Annotated in this window: 20 protein-coding genes and 2 pseudogenes; 15 read left to right on the top strand and 7 right to left on the bottom strand. The window is 60.2% G+C overall.

The window, feature by feature from the left end; all coding sequences use genetic code 11:
- The 3 genes from AC1DWM_RS22090 to AC1DWM_RS22080 are packed head-to-tail and all read left to right on the top strand — an operon-like array spanning position 1 to position 4383.
- Complete coding sequence (locus AC1DWM_RS22090) at positions 1-1608, top strand: carboxyl transferase domain-containing protein (protein WP_477796103.1); 1608 nt, start codon at positions 1-3, stop codon at positions 1606-1608.
- A 13-nt stretch (positions 1609-1621) separates the two neighbouring features.
- Positions 1622-2434, top strand: a complete 813-nt coding sequence (locus tag AC1DWM_RS22085) for a gamma-carboxygeranoyl-CoA hydratase (RefSeq protein WP_477796102.1) — start codon at positions 1622-1624, stop codon at positions 2432-2434.
- Positions 2434-4383 (top strand): acetyl/propionyl/methylcrotonyl-CoA carboxylase subunit alpha, encoded by a 1950-nt coding sequence (locus tag AC1DWM_RS22080; RefSeq protein WP_477796101.1) that lies wholly within the window; start codon positions 2434-2436, stop codon positions 4381-4383. Before AC1DWM_RS22085 ends, AC1DWM_RS22080 begins: the two co-directional genes overlap by 1 nt.
- A 39-nt stretch (positions 4384-4422) precedes the next feature.
- Here the strand turns inward: AC1DWM_RS22080 and AC1DWM_RS22075 are convergent, their stop codons facing one another.
- Complete coding sequence (locus tag AC1DWM_RS22075) at positions 4423-5070, bottom strand: LexA family protein (RefSeq protein ID WP_223517172.1); 648 nt, start codon at positions 5068-5070, stop codon at positions 4423-4425.
- Between the two features lie 129 nt (positions 5071-5199).
- On the opposite strand from AC1DWM_RS22075, the gene AC1DWM_RS22070 reads away from it, so the two are divergent.
- The gene (locus AC1DWM_RS22070; RefSeq protein WP_223517174.1) at positions 5200-5541 is read left to right on the top strand and encodes a DUF6124 family protein; all 342 of its coding nucleotides are present in this window, start codon (positions 5200-5202) and stop codon (positions 5539-5541) included.
- A gap of 444 nt (positions 5542-5985) precedes the next feature.
- Here AC1DWM_RS22070 and AC1DWM_RS22065 read toward each other — a convergent pair whose 3' ends face one another.
- Positions 5986-7113 (bottom strand): quaternary amine ABC transporter ATP-binding protein, encoded by a 1128-nt coding sequence (locus tag AC1DWM_RS22065; RefSeq protein WP_477796100.1) that lies wholly within the window; start codon positions 7111-7113, stop codon positions 5986-5988.
- Positions 7067-7792 carry an ABC transporter permease gene (locus AC1DWM_RS22060; RefSeq protein WP_477796099.1) on the bottom strand — a complete coding sequence of 242 codons (726 nt, stop codon included), beginning with the start codon at positions 7790-7792 and terminating at the stop codon, positions 7067-7069. The genes AC1DWM_RS22065 and AC1DWM_RS22060 overlap by 47 nt, the downstream gene beginning before the upstream one ends.
- On the opposite strand from AC1DWM_RS22060, the pseudogene AC1DWM_RS22055 reads away from it, so the two are divergent.
- Both AC1DWM_RS22055 and AC1DWM_RS22050 read left to right on the top strand, forming a co-directional pair.
- Positions 7776-8405, top strand: a pseudogene (locus tag AC1DWM_RS22055) (N-methylproline demethylase); the annotation flags it as partial. The gene AC1DWM_RS22060 and the pseudogene AC1DWM_RS22055 overlap by 17 nt on opposite strands.
- Before the next feature lie 19 nt (positions 8406-8424).
- On the top strand, positions 8425-8802 hold the full coding sequence (locus AC1DWM_RS22050; RefSeq protein WP_477796098.1) for a cupin domain-containing protein: 378 nt from the start codon (positions 8425-8427) through the stop codon (positions 8800-8802).
- A gap of 11 nt (positions 8803-8813) precedes the next feature.
- Here the strand turns inward: AC1DWM_RS22050 and AC1DWM_RS22045 are convergent.
- Positions 8814-8903: pseudogene (locus tag AC1DWM_RS22045) on the bottom strand (hypothetical protein); the annotation flags it as partial.
- A gap of 113 nt (positions 8904-9016) precedes the next feature.
- Here AC1DWM_RS22045 and AC1DWM_RS22040 point away from each other — a divergent pair.
- Complete coding sequence (locus AC1DWM_RS22040; protein ID WP_477796097.1) at positions 9017-10168, top strand: M14 family metallopeptidase; 1152 nt, start codon at positions 9017-9019, stop codon at positions 10166-10168.
- A gap of 168 nt (positions 10169-10336) precedes the next feature.
- On the opposite strand, the gene AC1DWM_RS22035 is transcribed toward AC1DWM_RS22040, so the two are convergent.
- Both AC1DWM_RS22035 and AC1DWM_RS22030 read right to left on the bottom strand, forming a co-directional pair.
- Positions 10337-10882, bottom strand: coding sequence for a cytochrome b (locus tag AC1DWM_RS22035; protein ID WP_223517184.1), 546 nt, complete (start codon positions 10880-10882; stop codon positions 10337-10339).
- The gene (locus AC1DWM_RS22030; protein ID WP_477796096.1) at positions 10879-11964 is read right to left on the bottom strand and encodes a catalase family peroxidase; all 1086 of its coding nucleotides are present in this window, start codon (positions 11962-11964) and stop codon (positions 10879-10881) included. The genes AC1DWM_RS22035 and AC1DWM_RS22030 overlap by 4 nt, the downstream gene beginning before the upstream one ends.
- A 158-nt stretch (positions 11965-12122) precedes the next feature.
- On the opposite strand from AC1DWM_RS22030, the gene AC1DWM_RS22025 reads away from it, so the two are divergent.
- Together AC1DWM_RS22025 and AC1DWM_RS22020 are read left to right on the top strand one after the other, a co-directional pair.
- Positions 12123-12629, top strand: coding sequence for a sigma-70 family RNA polymerase sigma factor (locus tag AC1DWM_RS22025; RefSeq protein WP_223517188.1), 507 nt, complete (start codon positions 12123-12125; stop codon positions 12627-12629).
- Positions 12626-13378 carry an anti-sigma factor family protein gene (locus AC1DWM_RS22020; RefSeq protein WP_477796095.1) on the top strand — a complete coding sequence of 251 codons (753 nt, stop codon included), beginning with the start codon at positions 12626-12628 and terminating at the stop codon, positions 13376-13378. Before AC1DWM_RS22025 ends, AC1DWM_RS22020 begins: the two co-directional genes overlap by 4 nt.
- A 186-nt stretch (positions 13379-13564) precedes the next feature.
- Here AC1DWM_RS22020 and AC1DWM_RS22015 read toward each other — a convergent pair whose 3' ends face one another.
- Positions 13565-14401, bottom strand: coding sequence for an IclR family transcriptional regulator (locus AC1DWM_RS22015; RefSeq protein WP_477796094.1), 837 nt, complete (start codon positions 14399-14401; stop codon positions 13565-13567).
- 242 nt (positions 14402-14643) lie between these two features.
- Here AC1DWM_RS22015 and AC1DWM_RS22010 point away from each other — a divergent pair, with 242 nt between their 5' ends.
- The 6 genes from AC1DWM_RS22010 (at position 14644) to AC1DWM_RS21985 (ending at position 20292) form a co-directional block, all read left to right on the top strand.
- Complete coding sequence (locus AC1DWM_RS22010) at positions 14644-15663, top strand: ABC transporter ATP-binding protein (RefSeq protein ID WP_477796093.1); 1020 nt, start codon at positions 14644-14646, stop codon at positions 15661-15663.
- Positions 15660-16529 (top strand): ABC transporter permease, encoded by an 870-nt coding sequence (locus AC1DWM_RS22005; RefSeq protein ID WP_223517196.1) that lies wholly within the window; start codon positions 15660-15662, stop codon positions 16527-16529. Before AC1DWM_RS22010 ends, AC1DWM_RS22005 begins: the two co-directional genes overlap by 4 nt.
- Positions 16530-16535: 6 nt before the next feature.
- Positions 16536-17330: an ABC transporter permease gene (locus AC1DWM_RS22000; protein ID WP_223517198.1), complete on the top strand. Its 795-nt coding sequence runs from the start codon at positions 16536-16538 to the stop codon at positions 17328-17330.
- A gap of 7 nt (positions 17331-17337) precedes the next feature.
- Complete coding sequence (locus AC1DWM_RS21995) at positions 17338-17628, top strand: (2Fe-2S)-binding protein (protein ID WP_223517200.1); 291 nt, start codon at positions 17338-17340, stop codon at positions 17626-17628.
- A 196-nt stretch (positions 17629-17824) separates the two neighbouring features.
- Positions 17825-19180: an FAD/NAD(P)-dependent oxidoreductase gene (locus AC1DWM_RS21990; RefSeq protein ID WP_223517201.1), complete on the top strand. Its 1356-nt coding sequence runs from the start codon at positions 17825-17827 to the stop codon at positions 19178-19180.
- Entirely contained in the window at positions 19177-20292 is a 1116-nt protein-coding gene (locus AC1DWM_RS21985) for an NAD(P)/FAD-dependent oxidoreductase (RefSeq protein ID WP_477796092.1), read from the top strand. Before AC1DWM_RS21990 ends, AC1DWM_RS21985 begins: the two co-directional genes overlap by 4 nt.
- Positions 20293-20306: the final 14 nt, after the last annotated feature.

Genomic DNA, 20306 nt, shown 5'->3' with positions numbered 1-20306 from the left:
ATGGCTATCCTGCATACCCAGCTCAACCCCCGTTCGGCGGAGTTCGCAGCCAACAGCGCGGCGATGCTCAAACAGGTCGATGCCCTCCACACCCTGCTCGCCCAAGTGCAGCTGGGTGGCGGCCCGAAGGCTCAAGAACGCCATACTTCGCGGGGCAAATTGCTGCCCCGCGAGCGGATCAATCGCCTGCTCGATCCGGGTTCGCCGTTTCTGGAAATCAGCCAACTGGCGGCCTATGAGGTTTACGGTGAAGACGTTCCGGCCGCTGGCGTGATTGCCGGGATCGGCCGCGTGGAAGGCGTCGAATGCATGATCGTCGCCAACGACGCCACGGTAAAAGGTGGCTCGTACTACCCGCTGACCGTGAAAAAACACCTGCGCGCCCAGACCATCGCCCAGCAGAATCGCCTGCCGTGCATCTATCTGGTGGACTCCGGCGGCGCCAACCTGCCACGTCAGGATGAAGTGTTCCCGGATCGCGAGCACTTCGGGCGGATCTTCTTCAACCAGGCCAACATGAGCGCCATGGGCATTCCACAGATTGCCGTGGTGATGGGCTCGTGCACCGCCGGTGGTGCGTATGTGCCCGCGATGGCTGACGAAGCGATCATGGTGCGCCAGCAGGCGACGATTTTCCTCGCCGGCCCGCCCCTGGTAAAAGCGGCGACCGGTGAAGTTGTCAGCGCCGAAGACTTGGGCGGGGCCGATGTGCACTGCAAGATTTCCGGGGTCGCCGACCACTACGCCGAGAGCGATGAACACGCCTTGGCTATTGCCCGACGCAGCGTCGCCAACCTCAACTGGCGCAAGCTCGGTGAACTGCAACAACGCGCGCCTATTGCGCCGCTGTACAGCAGTGACGAGTTGTACGGCGTGGTCTCGGCGGACGCCAAGCAACCGTTCGATGTGCGCGAAGTGATCGCGCGTCTGGTCGACGGTTCGGTGTTCGATGAATTCAAAGCACTGTTCGGCACCACGCTGGTGTGCGGCTTTGCCCACCTGCACGGCTACCCGATCGCGATCCTCGCCAACAACGGCATCCTGTTCGCTGAAGCTGCGCAGAAAGGCGCGCACTTTATCGAACTGGCCTGCCAGCGCGGCATCCCGTTGCTGTTCCTGCAAAACATCACCGGCTTTATGGTCGGCCAGAAGTACGAGGCCGGTGGTATCGCCAAGCATGGCGCAAAACTGGTGACCGCTGTGGCCTGCGCCAAAGTGCCGAAATTCACCGTGATCATCGGCGGCAGTTTTGGTGCCGGTAACTACGGCATGTGCGGGCGCGCTTACGACCCGCGCTTCCTGTGGATGTGGCCAAACGCACGCATTGGTGTGATGGGCGCTGAGCAGGCTGCCGGGGTGTTGGTGCAGGTCAAGCGCGAGCAGGCCGAACGCAGTGGTCAGGGCTTCAGCGCCGAGCAGGAAGCCGAGATCAAGCAACCGATCCTCGATCAATACGAAGAACAGGGTCACCCCTACTACTCCAGCGCACGGCTATGGGACGACGGCGTCATCGACCCGGCACAAACCCGTGATGTGTTGGCCCTGGCCTTGTCCGCGTCGTTGAACGCGCCTATCGAACCGAGCCGCTTCGGCGTGTTCCGGATGTGATCGGGAGAAAACCATGAGCGACTTCAATACCCTCGAACTGCTGACCGACCCACGGGGTTTCGCCACCCTGTGGCTCAGCCGTGAAGAAAAGAACAACGCGTTCAACGCGCAAATGATCCGCGAACTGATCCTCGCGCTGGACGCCGTGGCGAGCGACACCAGCCTGCGCTTTTTGCTGGTGCGTGGACGCGGCAAACATTTCAGCGCCGGCGCGGACCTGGCGTGGATGCAGCAATCAGCCGAACTCGATTACGGCACCAACCTCGACGACGCCCGGGAACTGGCGGAGTTGATGTACAACCTCGCCAAGTTGAAAGTCCCGACCCTGGCCGTGGTGCAAGGCGCGGCCTTCGGCGGTGCGCTGGGCCTGATCAGTTGCTGCGACATGGCCATTGGCGCCGATGACGCGCAGTTCTGCCTGTCGGAAGTGCGCATCGGCCTGGCGCCAGCGGTGATCAGCCCGTTCGTGGTGCAGGCCATCGGTGAACGCGCGGCACGCCGTTATGCGCTGACCGCCGAACGTTTCGGCGGGCAACGGGCGCGGGAAATCGGTTTGTTGTCGGAAAGCTATCCGGCCGCCGAGCTGGAGCAAAAAGTCGACCAGTGGATCGACAATCTGCTACTCAACAGCCCGGCCGCCATGCGCGCCAGCAAGGATCTGCTGCGCGAAGTCGGTCACGGCGAATTGACTCCGGCACTGCGCCGCTACACCGAAAACGCCATCGCCCGTATCCGCGTCAGCCCCGAAGGTCAGGAAGGCCTGCGCGCCTTTTTGCAAAAGCGTCCGCCGAGCTGGCAAGCCCCCACCACGAAGGAGCCGCGTTGATGAGCGCACCTGTTCTCACCACCCTGCTGGTGGCCAACCGTGGCGAAATCGCCTGCCGCGTCATGCGTACCGCCAAAGCCCTGGGCCTGACCACCGTGGCCGTGCACAGCGCCACTGACCGTGAAGCGCGACACAGTCGCGAGGCGGATATCCGCGTCGACCTCGGTGGCAGCAAAGCCGCCGACAGTTACCTGCAAATCGACAAACTGATTGCGGCAGCCAAGGCCAGCGGCGCTCAGGCGATCCATCCGGGTTACGGCTTTTTGTCGGAGAACGCCGGGTTTGCCCGCGCGATTGAAGACGCTGGTCTGATCTTCCTCGGCCCGCCCGCCTCGGCCATCGACGCCATGGGCAGCAAATCCGCCGCCAAAGCGCTGATGGAAACCGCTGGCGTACCGCTGGTTCCCGGTTATCACGGAGAAGCTCAGGACTTCGACACCTTCCGCGATGCCTGTGAGCGTATCGGTTATCCGGTGCTGCTCAAGGCCACCGCCGGCGGTGGCGGCAAAGGCATGAAAGTGGTCGAGGACGTCAGCCAGTTGGCCGAAGCCCTGGCCTCGGCCCAGCGAGAGGCGAAATCCTCGTTTGGCGATTCACGGATGCTGGTAGAGAAGTACCTGCTCAAACCGCGCCACGTGGAAATCCAGGTATTCGCCGACCAGCATGGCAATTGCCTGTACCTCAACGAACGTGACTGCTCGATTCAGCGACGCCACCAGAAAGTCGTTGAGGAAGCACCCGCGCCAGGCTTGAGCCCGGAACTGCGTCGTGCCATGGGCGAAGCCGCTGTTCGCTCGGCACAAGCCATCGGTTATGTCGGCGCTGGCACCRTGGAGTTCTTGCTGGATTCGCGCGGTGAGTTCTTCTTTATGGAAATGAACACGCGCCTGCAGGTTGAACACCCGGTCACCGAAGCCATCACTGGTCTGGACCTGGTGGCCTGGCAGATTCGCGTGGCCCGTGGCGAAGCGCTGCCGATGACCCAGGCTGAAGTGCCGCTGATCGGTCACGCGATTGAAGTACGACTGTACGCAGAGGACCCGGCCAATGATTTCCTGCCGGCCACTGGGCGCCTGGAACTGTATCGTGAATCAGCCGAAGGCCCGGGACGCAGGGTCGACAGCGGTGTTGAAGAAGGCGACGAAATTTCACCGTTCTATGACCCGATGCTGGGCAAATTGATTGCCTGGGGCGAAGACCGTGAACAGGCGCGCTTGCGGTTGCTGAGCATGCTCGATGAGTTTGCGATTGGCGGACTCAAGACCAACATCAACTTCCTGCGCCGGATCATCGCGCACCCTGCGTTTGCTGCTGCAGAACTGGACACCGGGTTTATCCCGCGTTTTCAGGAGCAATTGTTGCCAGCACCTTCGGACCTCAGCGACGCGTTTTGGCAGGCTGCCGCTCAGGCGGTTGCCCAGAGCCAGCCAGACTCACCGCGTGCAGATGACGTGAGTTCGCCATGGGCTATCGGCAATGGTTTCCGTGCCGGTTTACCGAAAGAAATCACCCTGCACTTGAGCTGCGAAGGCCAGGACCGCGCGCTAACCTTGGGCGACATCCGCACAGCCCACCTTCAAGGTGAGCAATTGCTGACTGAGCACAACGGCGTACGCCGTCAGCACCGGGCAATCCGTCGTGGCGACCATGTCTATCTGCAATGGGAAGGTGAACTGCGCCGCATCGAATCCTATGACCCGATCAGCGCCGTCGAAGCCAGCCACAGTCATCACGGTGGGCTCACCGCTCCAATGAACGGCAGCATCGTACGAGTACTGGTAGAGGCCGGGCAAACGGTCGAAGCCGGGGCGCAATTGGTGGTGTTGGAAGCGATGAAAATGGAGCACAGCATTCGCGCGCCCCATGCGGGCGTGATCAAGGCCTTGTATTGCCAGGAAGGCGAAATGGTCAGCGAAGGCAGTGCGTTGGTCGAGCTGGAAGAAGCGTGAAATGAAGATCGGTCCTACGTTTTACGAGGACCGATCTGATTAGAATTTAGCCGTTGCCTGAACCACTACACCGAGAATTCGACATTCATCGGTGTAAAGGGCTTTCGGATACGTCGGATTGAGCGGGACCAGGTAACGCTGCCCGCCCTCTTCGATCAGTTTGCGAAAAGTCGCCTCGGTGCTGTCCGACCACTGCGCGATCACCAGCTTTCCAGGCTCCGGCACAATGGCCGGGTCCACCAGAATCATCATGCCCTCGGCGATGCTCACGCCTGTGGGTGCGGTCATCGCATCCCCCACCACCACCAGCCAGAAAGCTGCGCCCTGTGCGTGGTAATCCGTCAGCTCGAAACGCGGTTTGCCGTAGACCGATAACTCACCGTCACGCACTTGCGCGGGCTCGCGCCAGTCACTGACGGGATAGCGGAAGTACGGGTTGTACTTGTGGGCCAGGCAAGGCTCGTCGTCCTGCAAGACCAGACGCTCGCGAATCACCGTCGCCACTTCCAGAAAATCCATCCCGAGCGCGCGCAAGACACGATTCATGTCTTCGATGCTCGGCTGACGGCGCTTATTCAGCCAGTGACCCACGCCACCCTGGGACATCCCGAGGCGGTCGGCGAGGACCTCTTGAGTGACTTTGAGGTCACTCATCTTGGCTTTGACTAACTCAATCCATTTATCCATGTGCGGCACGATACGTGGGGTACTCCGACCAACAAAACACAAATTGTAGTATTTAAATTCCAGTCACAAATACAGTTCGTACTAGGATGGATTTACGGATCTGAATCTATCACGGAGCTTGCCATCGTCATGACGTTACCCAGCAATGACCTGCCAGATATGCAAATCGATACCACCCTGACCTCGCCAAAAGGCAATGCCGCCGCACAGCGAGCGCTGGATTATTACTTGAAACCAACTGTGTCCGAACCCGCTGCTGTGGAGCGTTTTTTTGACGTGAACCCGGACATCAGCGCAGAAGAGGCGCTGGTTCATGCCTCGGATTTGTTGCGATGCGCTGCGGCGACGGCACATGAATCAGCCAGCAACCTGCACGGTGCGAGCCGCGACCTGGCCTTTTCGACGGTGCACATGATCGACATGGCCAAGGCGATGATCGATCGGTCTTTGCAAGGGCATCAGAACGTGTGAAGCGGACGTGCTTTCAGGGAGGACAGGAAAGAATTTTCCAATCGTGCAGATAAAATCATTTGACTTGCAAACGAGAATGATTATTATTGCATGCAGCTGGTCGCGAGATCAGTCGATTGTCCAAGTGACCTTAGGTCGGTCTCCTGGACTATCTCCTCATCAGGCTAATCACGGTTTTTGACCCGGCTTTTTGCCGGGTTTTTTTTGCCAGTTATTCTGGCTTTACCTTCAGGCTAATGAAGTCTTTTTGGTGCTGCAAATTCGATGGCGCGGATGATATCAAAAGAATATCAGTTGGCAAAAGAAGCCCCGGCATCATTGGGCCAAACTAATGTACAAATAGCACTTGAGAATCAATCGCACAGTCTCTAAGCTGCGCCTGCGTCATGGAGGACGCCCCCCTCTGCAACCCGCAATTTCTCCTGGTTTTCCTTCGGTAAGCCGTCACGCTTTCGACGTCACTCTTGGCTGAATTACCTGCGACTCCTCGTTCACTATCGAGGTGACCATCGTCGCTATAATCGACTTCAGCGCCAACTGCCCCACTGGCTGACCCTGACTGTCTGTGACCACCAATTCATCGAGCCCCGCTTCAACAAGTCTTTTGACCGCTGACTCCAATGACGTCCCCATGGGTACGGCCAACGTCGCTCCGACTTTCACCTGAACAATGGGCCGCATGATTGCCTCGACGCCGATCACCCGCCCCCGATTCACTTCTTTGACGAAGTTGGCAATGTAATCATCGGCAGGATTCATGACGATTTCCTGTCGGGTGCCTTGTTGCACCACCTCGCCATCACGCAAGATTGCGATGCGATCACCAATGCGCAGTGCCTCATCAAGATCATGGGTAATGAACACGATGGTCTTCTTGATCTCTTTTTGCAGGTCCAGCAGCACCGACTGCATGTCCATGCGGATCAGCGGATCCAGGGCCGAGAACGCTTCATCCATCAACAGAATCGGCGCATCACTGGCCAATGCCCGGGCCAGGCCGACGCGCTGCTGCATGCCTCCGGACAGCTGATTGGGATAGTGACTCGCATACCCCTGAAGACCTACCCGGTCCAACCAGCCTGTAGCAATCTCTACTTGCCTGTCACGGGACATTCCCTGGATCTCCAGCCCATAAACCGCATTGTCGAGCACGGTGCGGTTTGGCAGCAGCGCGAACTTCTGAAACACCATGGAAATTTTATGTCGGCGAAACTCTCGCAGATCATTCTGGCTCATCTTGAGCACATCCACGCCACCGACGATGACTTCGCCGGCGGTAGGTTCGATCAATCGGTTGATATGGCGGATCAAGGTCGACTTACCCGAACCGGAAAGCCCCATGATCACCTGAATCCCCCCGGACGGCATGCTGATATTGATGTCCTTCAACCCCAGCACATGACTGTGATTGCTCAACAGTTCAGCCTTGCTCATGCCCTGTTTGACCCGCTCGATACTGGCCTGCGCCTGGTAACCGAAGATCTTGTAGAGATGCCTGATTTCGATGCCGAAATCGTTGGTCAGATTAGTGGCAATGAACCCTCTCCAAATGCTTTTGCAGTCTTCGGCCATAGGCTTGGCTGACTCGGTCAAAGATCACCGCAATACCGACAATGGCCAGCCCGTTGAAAATGCCCAGGGTGAAATACTGATTGGAAATAGCCTTGAGCACCGGTTGGCCCAAGCCTTGAACCCCGATCATCGACGCGATGACCACCATGGCCAGCGCCATCATGATCGTCTGGTTGATGCCGGCCATGATCGAGGGCAACGCCAAGGGTAACTGGACGTTTTTCAGTTTCTGCCAACTGGACGAACCAAAGGCGTCGGCGCACTCCAGCATCTCGGCGTCAACGTGACGGATGCCGAGATTGGTCAGGCGGATCATCGGCGGCAAGGCGTAGATCACAACCGCTATCAGCCCCGCAACCTTGCCGATCCCCAGCAACATCACCACCGGAATCAAGTAGACAAAGCTCGGCAGGGTCTGCATCACATCCAGTACCGGGCTGACCAGGTTCTGCAGACGATTGGAGCGGGCCATCGCGATCCCGGTCGGCAAACCGATGACGACGGATTTCACCGTGCAGACGAAGATCATCGACAGGGTTTTCATCGTGTCGGACCACATGTCCAGATACCCGATCGCCATCAGCGTGAACACGCACCCCAAGACGATTCTCCAGCTGCGGCTGGCGAACCAGGCAATCAAGGCGACCAGCACGATGATGATCCCGGATGTGGTGATCATCGCCACCGGCGGCCTGCCCCATACCGAAATTCTCTCGGCTGGCAATGAGCTGGTGGTCTCCACCTGGGACATTATTGCCGGGGATGTGAAACCCGGGCGCAATGTCCTGCTGTTCGACGACGCCGGTGATCATGCGGCGCTGCAGGCTGCCGAGTTCATCGCCAGAAGTGGCGCAAAAGTCGAGATCATGACGCCGGACCGGACCTTCGCGCCGGAAGTCATGGCGATGAATCTGGTGCCCTACATGCGCTCGCTGCAAGCATTGGATACCACCTTCACCGTCACCTACCGGCTGCTCGCCGTCGAGCGCGAGGGTCAGGATCTGCTGGCCACGATCGACAGCGATTACGGCAATGCGCGCAAGGTTCGACGCGTCGATCAAGTGGTGGTCAACCACGGCACCCGACCGCTGGACGAACTGTATTTCGAATTGAAATCCGCTTCCAGCAACGGCGGTGTGGTCGAACATCAGGACCTGATCGTCGGCAACCCACAACAGGTTGTGACCAACCCGGACGGCAGATTTCAGTTATTTCGCATCGGCGACGCTGTGGCTGCGCGCAACACCCACGCCGCGATCTACGATGCCTTGAGACTGGTCAAGGACTTGTAAACGAACTCAGGTGAAAAACATGCAAAGCAATGAAACACCCTCGTGGAGCATTGCCGGGAAAAACGGCATCCAGGGACCGGTCGAAGGCTCTATTTATTACTCGTCCTCGATGGATGACTGGTTGCCGACAAAGGCTGAAGGCTTCTGGATCAAACCGCTGTTTGAGGACAGCGAGCGCGGAGAAAAAACCCTGTTGATGAAAGTCGACCCTGGCGCCCATGTTGCCAGCCATACCCATAAAGGGGAGTTGGAGCAACTGTTCGTACTCCAAGGCTCATTCTACGATCAGAACCGAACACTGAACGTCGGCGACTACTGTTGCCGCGCACCGAACGCGGCACACAGCGCGGGCTCGGTGCAGGGGGCCATCCTGATGGTGATCTATACGCGCCGATGAAGGTTTCACTTCACCGCAGGGCGATGTTCGGGGTGAATGGCGCAACGGTAGCCGTCCAGCAATCCTGCCCTCCTCAGGAACCATGCGCCATTCCACAACCCGGGTTCTGAGGAAAAACAATGGCGACCTATAGGACTTGGCGATTTTTTCCAGCCGCCTGATCCTTTCCAGCGTGTAAAGTAGCAGCCATAAAAATCATATTCAGGAACCGACTATGACTGCGGCCAAATCTTCCTTCGACATCAGTGCAAACTTTGACAGCGGCAACATTGAAGTACTGGATATCAGCAATCCGCTTCAAGCGTTACTGGCCATCAAACCCGACACTCGCAGCCAGCATTTTCAATGGTTCCACTTCAAGGCCAGCGGCCTGCACGTGGGTCAGGAACATTGGTTTCGCCTGAACAACGCCAGCAAGTCCTCATACAACAAAGCCTGGGACGGTTATCAGGCCGTTGCATCCTACGATCACGTCAACTGGTTCCGCGTCCCCACCATCTTTGAAGGCGACTGCCTGCGCTTCAGCCTCGAAACCACCGCCACGCACGCCTGGTTTGCCTACTTCGAACCTTACGGTCGTGGCCGTCACGACTGGCTGATCGAACAGGCACTGACCAAGGCCGGCACCGAGCTGCTGGCCACGGGTAAGAGTGTTGAAGGTCGAGACATCCAGTTGCTGCGTAAGGGCACGGGTGCCGAAGGCCGGCGCAAGGTCTGGATGATCGCTCAGCAACATCCCGGCGAACACATGGCCGAGTGGTTTATGGAAGGCGTGATCGAACGTCTGGAAAAACACGACGACCCAGTGTTGAACAAACTGCTGGCCAGCGCCGACCTGTACCTGATCCCGAACATGAACCCGGACGGCGCCTTCCTTGGTCACCTGCGCACCAACGCCATGGGCCAAGACCTGAACCGCGCCTGGCAGAGCGCCAGCCAGGACCTCAGCCCAGAAGTGCTGTTCGCTCAACAGCAGATGGAAAAATATGGCGTCGACCTGTTCCTCGACGTCCACGGCGATGAAGAAATCCCTTACGTGTTCACCGCCGGCTGCGAAGGCAATCCAGGCTATACGCCGAGAATCGAAAAACTCGAAGAGCATTTCCGCAGCCATCTGAAACACCTGACCAAGGATTTCCAGACCAAGCACGGCTACACCCGCGACGAACCGGGAAAAGCCAACATGACCCTAGCCTGCAACAGCGTCGGTCAGAAATTCGACTGCCTGTCGTTGACCCTGGAGATGCCGTTCAAGGACAACAACGATGCACCGAATGCGCTCACGGGCTGGTCCGGCAAGCGCTCGAAGCAATTGGGCAAAGACGTGTTGACCACCATCGCTGACATGGTCGACACCCTGCGCTGATCGCCCGGCCCCTGTAGCAGCTGGCGCAGCCTGCGTCCGGCTGCGAAGCAGTCGTAAAAACGAACACCGCGGTGTTTCAGATCAACCGCGGTGTTTTTGATGACGACTGCTTCGCAGCCGGACGCAGCCTTCGGCAGCTGCTACAAGGGACGCAGGCTGCTACAGGGGTCAGCCGCGATCCTTGCCGCGCAACATGCTGTCCAGCACGTCATCGCGCCGCACCCAACCGTGAAACAACGCCGCCGCCAAGTGCAGCAGTACGGTGAGAAACAGCAGATACGCCAGATACCCATGCGCCTTGCGCAGGAACGCAAACACCTGTGCATTGGCCGGCAGGATCGACGGCAACTGGATCGAAGTGCCAAGCATCACCGGGTCCCCCGCCGCCGAAATCATTGCCCAACCGAGCAACGGCAATACCAACATCAAGACGTACAGCAACACGTGCGAGGCCTTGGCCGCCAGTGCCTGCCAACCCGGCAAGTCTGCTGGCAACGGTGGCTGTTGCGTGGAAAAACGCACGAACAAACGCACGATCACCAGCAGCAAAATCGCAACGCCCAACGGCTTGTGCAGATGAATCAACCACTCATGGCGCTCGGACACCGAGGCCACCATCCCCGCGCCGATAAACAGCATCGCAATGATCATCAGCGCCATCAGCCAATGCAGCAGCCGCGCCAACGGCGCGAAATGGTTCGGTTGAGCGCTCATTGTTGAGCCTCCTGTTTAGCGGCGGGCAACTGACTGACTTCACTGGTGCGGCGCAAGTAGGAATTGGCGTAACCGGCTGAACGAGCAGCGAGCAACGGGTCGTGGGAACCTTCGATACCGCTGGGCAGCACGAGCGGATCGTAGTTGATGTCGCGGCACTCGCCATTGAGTTGTGGCTGCGTACTTTCAAGGACCAAGGTGCCGGCATTCAGGACTTTGCGACCGTCGGGCCAGGCCTTGCTGGCGTCGTCGACCGGATCCTCCGGGTTCGCCAGCGTGATCCTCAACTGCCAATGCAGCGGCCCTGCCGACAAGCGCTGAACCAGGTCTTTCTCAAGAAAATCACTGCCTTCAGGCGCTGTGGCACCCACTGCATCCTGCGCCACCGGCACCATTTGCCAACGCACTGCCTGGCGTTGACCGGCCGCGTTCACCAGGTAAAACGCGTTGACACTGTTGTAAGTCTCCGTCGCATAACTGGCCGACGGCTTGGCGGTTTTGATCCAGGCCAGGAACGGCGCAGATTCCGGATGAGAACCGAAGAATGCCGGGACCGCCGTCGGGTTGGGTTTACCAGTGGCAGGATCCGGTGACTGGGCTTGCTGAAATTGATAAAACGCCTCAGGAGTGCCCACCGGGAACACCGGCATGCTGTTCATCCCGGTGCGCCACTGTTGACCATTGGCCTGGGTGAAACGCAACGCCATGCTGCGAATCGGTACGGCGCTGTCCGGTGCGTAAGGGTTGCCGGCGGGCAGTGCGAATCGCCCGACCACCGGGGTCCGGGCTTCACTGAACACCTGCGCACGGGAATAACTGCGTGCTTCAGCGGTGCTTTCGAAATGGCCGATCACGCACACGCCTTTGGCGTGGTTACGGCGGAAACCCGGGTGTACGCCGTTGTTCTTTTCCAGCACGTTGATCAGCGCTTTTGGTGTCAGGCGCTGTGGGTCGAGTGTGCCGTTGACGTAGGCAAAGGCACCGGCCAGCGCGGCGACCACCACCGCAATGCCAGTCAAACGCAGCGTCAGGCTTGCGGCACTCAGCGGTGGCCGGGTGGGCGGTGATGAGCGATCTACCATGAATAACTCCAGGGCCATCGGCCACAAGTGAGAAGAATCAAGCAGACGTACCCCACCGTGCTTTATTCCATCGCCCGGTGTTTATTTTTGCAGGCGTGGAATAACCTCGAATACCGGGCGTCTTCCTAGTCCAAAGCGTAGTGACTAGTCAGAAACACATGAACGATATCGACGAACAACTCAGAGAAATCATTCCCAGGTTGCGGCGTTTCGCCGTTTCACTGACGCGCAATCCCAGCAGCGCCGACGATCTGGTGCAGTCGAGCCTGGAGCGAGCGCTGTCGAGCTGGGGTGACAAACGCCCTGGGGGTGACTTGCGCGCCTGGTTGTTTTCGATTCTGTACCGGCAGTTTCTGGATGCCCATCGCCGCACCCGGCGTTATGCACGAATGCTCGAATTCTTTACCGGGCGCGACGACGCACAGCCGTCGGTCGAACGCACGGTGATTGCCCAATCGACGCTGCACGCCTTCGATCAACTCACCACCGAACAGCGCGCGCTGCTGCTTTGGGTGTCGGTAGAAGGATTGAGTTATAAAGAGGTCGCCGAGATTCTCGACGTCCCCACCGGCACCGTGATGTCCCGCCTGTCCCGCGCCCGCCAGGCCTTGCGCCAGCTCAGCGACGGCGAAATCACCAGCCCTTCTTTGCGGATACTCAAATGATCAGCATGCCCCCAAGCGAGCGTGACCTGCACGCTTACGTCGATCACCAACTCGACGACGCCGACCGACGTCTGGTCGAGACCTATCTGGCCAGCAACCCGCAAATGGCCGCGCAAGTGCGCGCCTGGCAGCACGACGCCCAACAATTGCGGGCAGCCCTGAGCGGAGCCCTGCAGCAACCCGTCAATCAGGAGCTTGACCCGGCGCTGATTCGCCAGCGCCTTAAACACCAATCCCGTCGTCATCTGGCCAGTGCGGCGATGCTGTTGATCGCCGTCAGCGTCGGTGGGTTGAGCGGCTGGCAAGCGCGCGAGATGACCCTGGCCAGTACCTCGCTGCCGATGACCGATGCCATGCAGGCTTATCGCCTGATCGCCCAGCAAGGCATCCTGCCAGCCGACTATAAAGTCAGCGCCGACGGCGACATGCAGGGGTGGCTCGACCGTTATTTCACCCGCGCCAATCGCCTGCCGGACCTGTCGGGCGCAGGTTTCAAACCGGTCAGCGGCCGTTTGCTCAGCACCGAACAAGGGCCGGCGGCGATGGTGGTTTATGAAGATCAGGGCGGGCACAAGATCAGCTTCTACGTGCGCCCACCGGGACCGAAAAACAACTTGCTGCCACGGGGAAGTCGCAGCGATGGCGAGTTGCAGGCCGAGTACTGGTCCGGCAGCGGCTACAACTATGCGATGGTCAGCCCGAGCGACACACCGGCGGCGCAGATGCTCAAGCAAACCGCGCAATTCTGACCACACCGCGGATCCCCTTGTGGTGCTCCCACAGAGGTCGGCGTCGATTACAAAACCTGGACCTACCCCCAATCAACTGTAGGAGTGAGCCTGCTCGCGATAGCGGTGGGCCAGTTGACATCAATGTTGGATGTACCGGCCTCATCGCGAGCAGGCTCACTCCTACAAGGGGGATCAGCGATTTATTCAGCCCTGCCCAAACACCTGCGAAGGCCGGCGCAGCAGCGGATCGAAGGGATTAATCCGCGGCCCGATCATCGCGGCTTCGCGCTTGAGCATTTCCACCACCGTCGGCAATCGATCCGGCCCAAGCCGGTCACTGACCGTCGCCACACTCAACGCCGCCACCGCCCGCCCCTCTCGATCCAGAATCGGCACCGCCACCCCGGCCATGCCTTGCAGCACACCGGTGTTGCGCCCGGCATAACCCAGCGAGCGCACGTTCTCGACCTCCGCGCGCAGGAACACTTCGTCGTAAAGATGGAAATCCTTGAGTCGCGGCAAGTTGTAGCGAATCACCGTGTCACGCTCCTCCTCCGGTAGAAACGCCAGAATCGCCAGGCTGCCCTGACCCACTCCCAGCGCCACTCGCCCACCGATATCGCCGGTGAACGTGCGGATCGGAAACGGCCCTTCGCTGCGGTCCAGGCAGATCGCRTCGAAACCGCTGCGCGCCAATAGAAACAACGAATCCCCCAACGAAGCCGAGAGCCGCAGCAGCGACGGTCGCACCAGTTCGCGCAGGTTGCCGGTATTGCCCGCACGCGCCGCCAAGGCAAAAAAATCCAGGCTCAGGCGATAGCGTTTGCTGCGCACATCCTGTTCGACCATGCCCTCGTCCATCAGGCTGCGCAACAAACGGTGCGTAGTGGGTTGCGACAAGCCGATGCGCTGCGCCAGTTGCGTCACGCGCTCCCCGCCCTCGACGGTGTCACCGAGGCTGCGCAGCACGGCAAACAATCGGGAGACCGCGCCGACACCGACTTCATTTTTGTTTTCATTCCGCTCAGTGGAATCAGGCATATGGTTTCTCGACAATAAATTTACTCACTGAATGAAATCGAAAATAGTCATCGCTTCAGTGAAATAGGCCATTGAGCCCATCCTAGTCTTCGTCCTAATCTGCGTCCACAGGGGCGATTCGAACAACAGCGGCAGCCGACTCAAGTCGAGCGCCAACGCACCCAGCAAGACCTTTTCGTATCTGCCCATACAAAAAAGCGCGCCTTCGGGTGACGCATAACAATCTCAGGTGGAGCGCAGTCATGGCTTTTGTGCAACTTGAAGGACTCGGCAAACGTTACGGCGAAATCGACGCCGTCGTGGCTACCAACCTATCGGTGGAGAAAGGCGAGTTCGTGTCTTTGCTCGGTCCGTCCGGGTGCGGCAAAACCACCACCCTGCAAATGATCGCCGGCTTCGTTGAAGTCACCAGCGGTCGCATCCTGCTCGACGGCCGTGACATCACCCACGCCAAACCCGCCAGCCGTGGCTTGGGCGTGGTATTCCAGAGTTACGCGCTGTTCCCGCACATGACCGTCAAAGACAACGTCGCCTTCGGCCTGCGGATGCGCAAAGTACCCGCCGCCGAGTTGCAGCAACGCGTGGCCCGGGTGCTGAAACTGGTGCGCCTGGATCAACATGCCGAGCGTTATCCACGCGAGCTTTCCGGTGGCCAGCGCCAGCGTGTGGCACTGGCCCGGGCCTTGGTGATCGAGCCGCCCGTGCTGCTGCTCGACGAGCCGCTGTCCAACCTCGATGCCAACCTGCGCGAAGAAATGCAATTCGAGATCCGCCGCATTCAGCGCGAAGTCGGGATCACCACGCTGATGGTCACCCACGACCAATCCGAAGCGCTGTCCATCAGCGACCGCGTGGTGGTGATGCAGGCCGGACGCATCACGCAAATCGACGCGCCTTACACCCYTTACGAACATCCACGCACCGAGTTCATTTCCGGCTTCGTCGGCAAAGCCAACCTGCTACCCGGCGAACGTGACGGCTCGGGCGTGGTGCAAGTGCGCAGTGGCGGCGAGCTGACCCTGAGCCTGCGCCCGGAAAAAATCGATCTGCGCGAGCGAGATCACGGGCGTCTACAGGGCAAGATCGCCAGCCGCTTCTTCCTCGGTAGCCAATGGTTGTATGGCGTCTCCACGACCCTGGGCGACATCAGCGTGGTGCGTCGCAACGACGGTTCGACACCGCTGAACGAAGGCACAGCGGTCGGTCTCGACTGGGATGCAACGCTGCTGCGGGTGCTGACTGTCGATGAGGTGTCGGCATGAGTACGTTGGTCGCCGTTCGCCAGGGACGCCAAGGGTATTTGTTGTCGGCACCGGCCCTGGCGTTGTACGTCAGCCTGCTGGCCATCCCGCTGCTGCTGACGCTGGTGTTGTCGTTCAACGTCTTCGACTACAGCTCGGGGATCAATGGCGACGCCTACACCCTCAGTCATTACAGCAGCCTGCTGGGCGACCCGTACTTCTACGAGATCTTTCTGCGCACGATGTGGATCAGCGCCCTGACTACCCTGCTTTGCGTGGTGATCGGCGTGCCCGAGGCCTACATCCTCAGTCGCATGGGCGCACCGTGGCGTTCGATCTTTTTGATTTTGATCCTCACGCCGCTACTGATTTCGGTGGTGGTGCGTGCGTTCGGCTGGAGCCTGTTGCTCGGCGCCGACGGCCTGGTCAATCAAACCCTGCAAGCCTTCGGCGGTTCGCCGATGAAGCTGTTGTACACGCCGTTCGCGGTGGTGATAGCGCTGGTTCACGTGATGCTGCCGTTCATGATTATTCCGGTCTGGACCTCGCTGCAGAAACTCGACCCGGCCGCCGAACAAGCGGCGATGTCCCTCGGCGCCAGTCACTTCACGGTGATGCGTCAGGTGGTTCTGCCGCAGATTATGCCGGGCGTGTTGTCAGGCACCTTGATCGTGTTCGGCCTGGCCGCCAGCTCATTTGCCATCCCCGGCCTGCTGGGCGGGCGTCGACTGAAAATGGTCGCCACACTGATCTACGACCAGTACCTGTCGGAGCTGAACTGGCCGATGGGCGCGGCGATTGCCGTGGCGCTGCTGTTGCTCAACCTGCTGATCATGCTGTCGTGGAACCGGATGATCGAAGGCCGCTACAAGAAGTCATTGGGATAACTCGTCATGTCCAAGAACGGTCCTTTCGCCCTGCTGTTCCATGCCCTGGTGGTGCTGTTCATGCTCGCGCCGCTGGTGGTGGTCTGCCTCGTTGCGTTCACCCCGGAAAACACCCTGAGCCTGCCGACCACGGAGTTTTCACTGCGCTGGTTCCGTGCGGTCTTCGAGCGCGCCGATTTTGTCGATGCGTTCTACAACAGCTTGATTCTGGCGTTCTGCGCCGCCAGCCTGGCGACCCTGATTGCGGTGCCAGCGGCATTGGCGATCACCCGTTTCGAGTTTCCGGGACGGGACTTTTTCAACGGTCTGTTCCTGTCGCCCATCATCATTCCGCACTTGGTGCTGGGCGTTGCCTTGCTGCGTCTGTTTGCGCTGATGGGGGTCAACGGCAGCTTCACCTGGCTGATTTTCGCCCATGTGCTGGTGATCACTCCCTATGTGCTGCGACTGGTGCTGGCCTCGGCCATTGGCCTGGATCGTAGCGCCGAACATGCGGCGCAATCCCTCGGCGCCGGACGCTTCACGCTGTTCCGGGAAATCACCTTGCCGATGATTCTGCCGGGGGTAGCGGGGGGCTGGTTGCTGGCGTTCATCAACAGCTTTGACGAGGTCACGCTGTCGATTTTCGTCACCTCGCCGGCCACGCAAACCCTGCCGGTGCGCATGTACGTGTACGCCACCGAATCCATCGATCCGATGATGGCGGCGGTGTCGGCCCTGGTGATCGCGCTGACCGCGCTGACCATGATTCTGCTTGATCGGGTCTACGGCCTTGATCGGGTGCTGGTGGGTAAACAATGAGGGCGCCATGGCTTTGCTGAAACGACTGGCCGAGGGCGACCGCCCGGCCGTGAACTTTACCCTCGACGGCCAACCGGCCACCGCCCTGCTCGGAGACACCGTGCTGACCGCGGTGCTGACCTGCAGCGACCACCTGCGCGGCAGCGACTTCAGCGCCGAGCCCCGCGCCGGGTTCTGCCTGATGGGGGCGTGTCAGGACTGCTGGGTCCGCCTGGGCGATGGCCGGCGCGTGCGCGCGTGTTCGACGCTGCTTGAGAACGATCACCACATCACCCGCGAACCGGGGCGCTCGCTATGAACACACCTTTCAACTGCAACCCCACAGGGGTTCAGCGGCGATCACAACACCTGCAATCAACACAAATCAAATGTGGGAGCGAGCCTGCTCGCGAAAGCGGTGTATCAGTCACCACCTATGTTGAAACTACCGCCGTCTTCGCGAGCAGGCTCGCTCCCACAAGGGTGTTGCGGCGATCATTTGAATGGTGGTGGGTATGAAGCCCGTGGTGATCATCGGTGCCGGCCCGGCCGGGATTCGGGCGGCGCAGACGCTGGTGGCGCATGGCGTTCGCCCGGTTTTGCTGGATGAAGCCGCGCGCGGTGGCGGGCAGATTTATCGGCGCCAGCCGGCCAACTTCAAGCGTTCGGCGGTCAAGTTGTATGGCTTCGAAGCGGGCAAGGCCGAGGCGCTGCATCAGACCCTGGATACGTTGCGCGAACAGCTCGACTATCGGCCGGATACCCTGGTGTGGAATGCCGAAACGGATGCGCTCGACACGTTGCATGAAGGTCGCGCCGCACGAATTGAATTCTCCCGCGTGATTGTCGCTACGGGCGCCACCGACCGGATTCTGCCGGTGCAAGGCTGGACGTTACCCGGCGTCTACAGCCTCGGCGCGGCGCAGATCGCCCTGAAATTTCAGGGCTGCGCCATCGGGGAACGCGTGGTGTTCGCCGGCAGCGGTCCATTGCTATATCTGGTCGCATATCAATACGCCAAGGCCGGCGCGAAAGTGGTCGCGGTGCTCGACAGTTCACCCTTCAGTGCCCAAGTCCGCGCCCTGCCCGGCTTGCTCTCGCAACCGGCTACGCTGGCCAAAGGCATTTATTACCGCAGCTGGCTGACCGCTCACGGCATCCCGGTGCATCAGGGCGCCACCTTGCAACGCATCGACGGCGAACACCGGGTTCAGTCGCTCAACTGGTCCGGCTCAAAGGGCGAACAACGCCTGACGTGTGACGCCGTCGCCTTCGCCCATGGCCTGCGTAGCGAAACCCAACTCGCCGATTTGCTGGGCTGCGAATTTGCCTGGAACCCGCTCAACCGCGCCTGGCTGCCGCAACGTGACAGTGCCGGGCGCAGCAGTGTCGCCGAGGTTTATCTGGCCGGTGACGGCGCCGGGATCATGGGCGCCGATGCCGCGGAAATGGCCGGTGAACGGGCAGCGCTGGCCGCGCTCGAAGACATCGGCTACCTGATTGCGCCGCAGCGCTGCGTCCAATTGGAACAATCGCTCACCCAGGTAAACACCTTTCGCAAAGGGCTGGAACAGGCCTTCATCTTCCCCGAACACTGGGCAACCGAAACCGCAGACGACGTGATGATCTGCCGCTGCGAAGAAGTGCGCGCCGGCGATATCCGTCAGGTCGTGCGCGAAGGCCACTGGGAAATCAACCGGGTCAAAGCCCATTGCCGCGTTGGCATGGGCCGCTGCCAGGGGCGGATGTGTGGCGCTGGTGCCGCAGAAATTATTGCCTGCGAAAGCCAGCGTGACGTATCGCAGATCGGTCGACTGCGCGCACAAGCGCCGATCAAGCCGCTGCCGTTTGGCCTGGAGGTCGAATCGTGATCGAAGTTGACGCCATCATCATCGGCGGCGGCATCGTCGGTGCCTCGGCCGCCCTGTTTCTCAGCAAAGCCGGACGTCGTGTGGCATTGCTGGAGCGGGATTTTTGCGGTTCACATTCCAGCGGAGTGAACTATGGCGGCGTGCGGCGTCAGGGTCGGCCGCTGTCGCAATTGCCCTTGTCGCAGCGGGCCCACGAGATTTGGGGACAACTGCCACAGTGGATTGGCATTGACGGTGAATATCAGCGCAGCGGCCATTTGAAGCTCGCGCGCAGCCTCGACGACTTGCGCGCTTTGCAGGATTACGCCACCAGCAGCCAGGGTTTCGGCCTCGATTTGCAGGTCCTTGATCGCCTTGAATTGCGCGCACGTTTTCCTTGGGTCGGTGACGTCGCCGTCGGCGCTTCGTTTTGCCCCGACGATGGTCACGCCAACCCGCGACTGGTTTCCCCCGCTTTCGCCCAAGCCGCGCGTCGCCACGGCGCACAGGTTCATGAACAATCAGCGGTCTCTTCCGTGGAGCACGACGGCCAGCGCTTTCGGGTCAGCACCCAAAACGGTCTCGAACTGCACGCGCCATGGCTGCTGAACTGCGCCGGCGCCTGGGCCGGCAGCCTTGCCGAACACTTCGGCGAAGCGGTGCCCATGCACGCCGGGCACCCGGCGATGCTGGTCACCGAGCCGTTGCCCCTGGTGATGAATGCCAGCACCGGCGTTGAAGGCGGCGGCATTTATGCCCGTCAGGTCGCTCGCGGCAATTGCGTGCTCGGCGGTGGCCAAGGCTTTGCCCTTGACGGTGCCCGCGCGCGCCCCGGCCAACAAGCAGTGATCGAGATCCTGCGCCAGGCCGTCGAACTTTACCCGTTTCTTGAAGGCGCTCAGGCGATTCGCACCTGGAGCGGCACTGAAGGATATCTGCCCGACCGCCAACCGGTGATCGGCCACAGCAGCACTCAACCCGGTCTGTTGCACGCGTTCGGCTTTGCCGGTGCGGGTTTTCAGATCGGGCCGGCGGTGGGCCAGGCGCTCACCGAGATCATCTGCAACGGCGCCTCGTCGACGTCGCTGGATGCGTTTTCCATCACCCGGTTTCACTCCATCTCCGTAGCTTGAAAGAGGAAGGTCGC

Source organism: Pseudomonas sp. P4_C8, from assembly GCF_056401975.1.
Note: the sequence above shows the minus strand (reverse complement) of the source record. Positions and strands in the feature narration are given on the sequence as shown.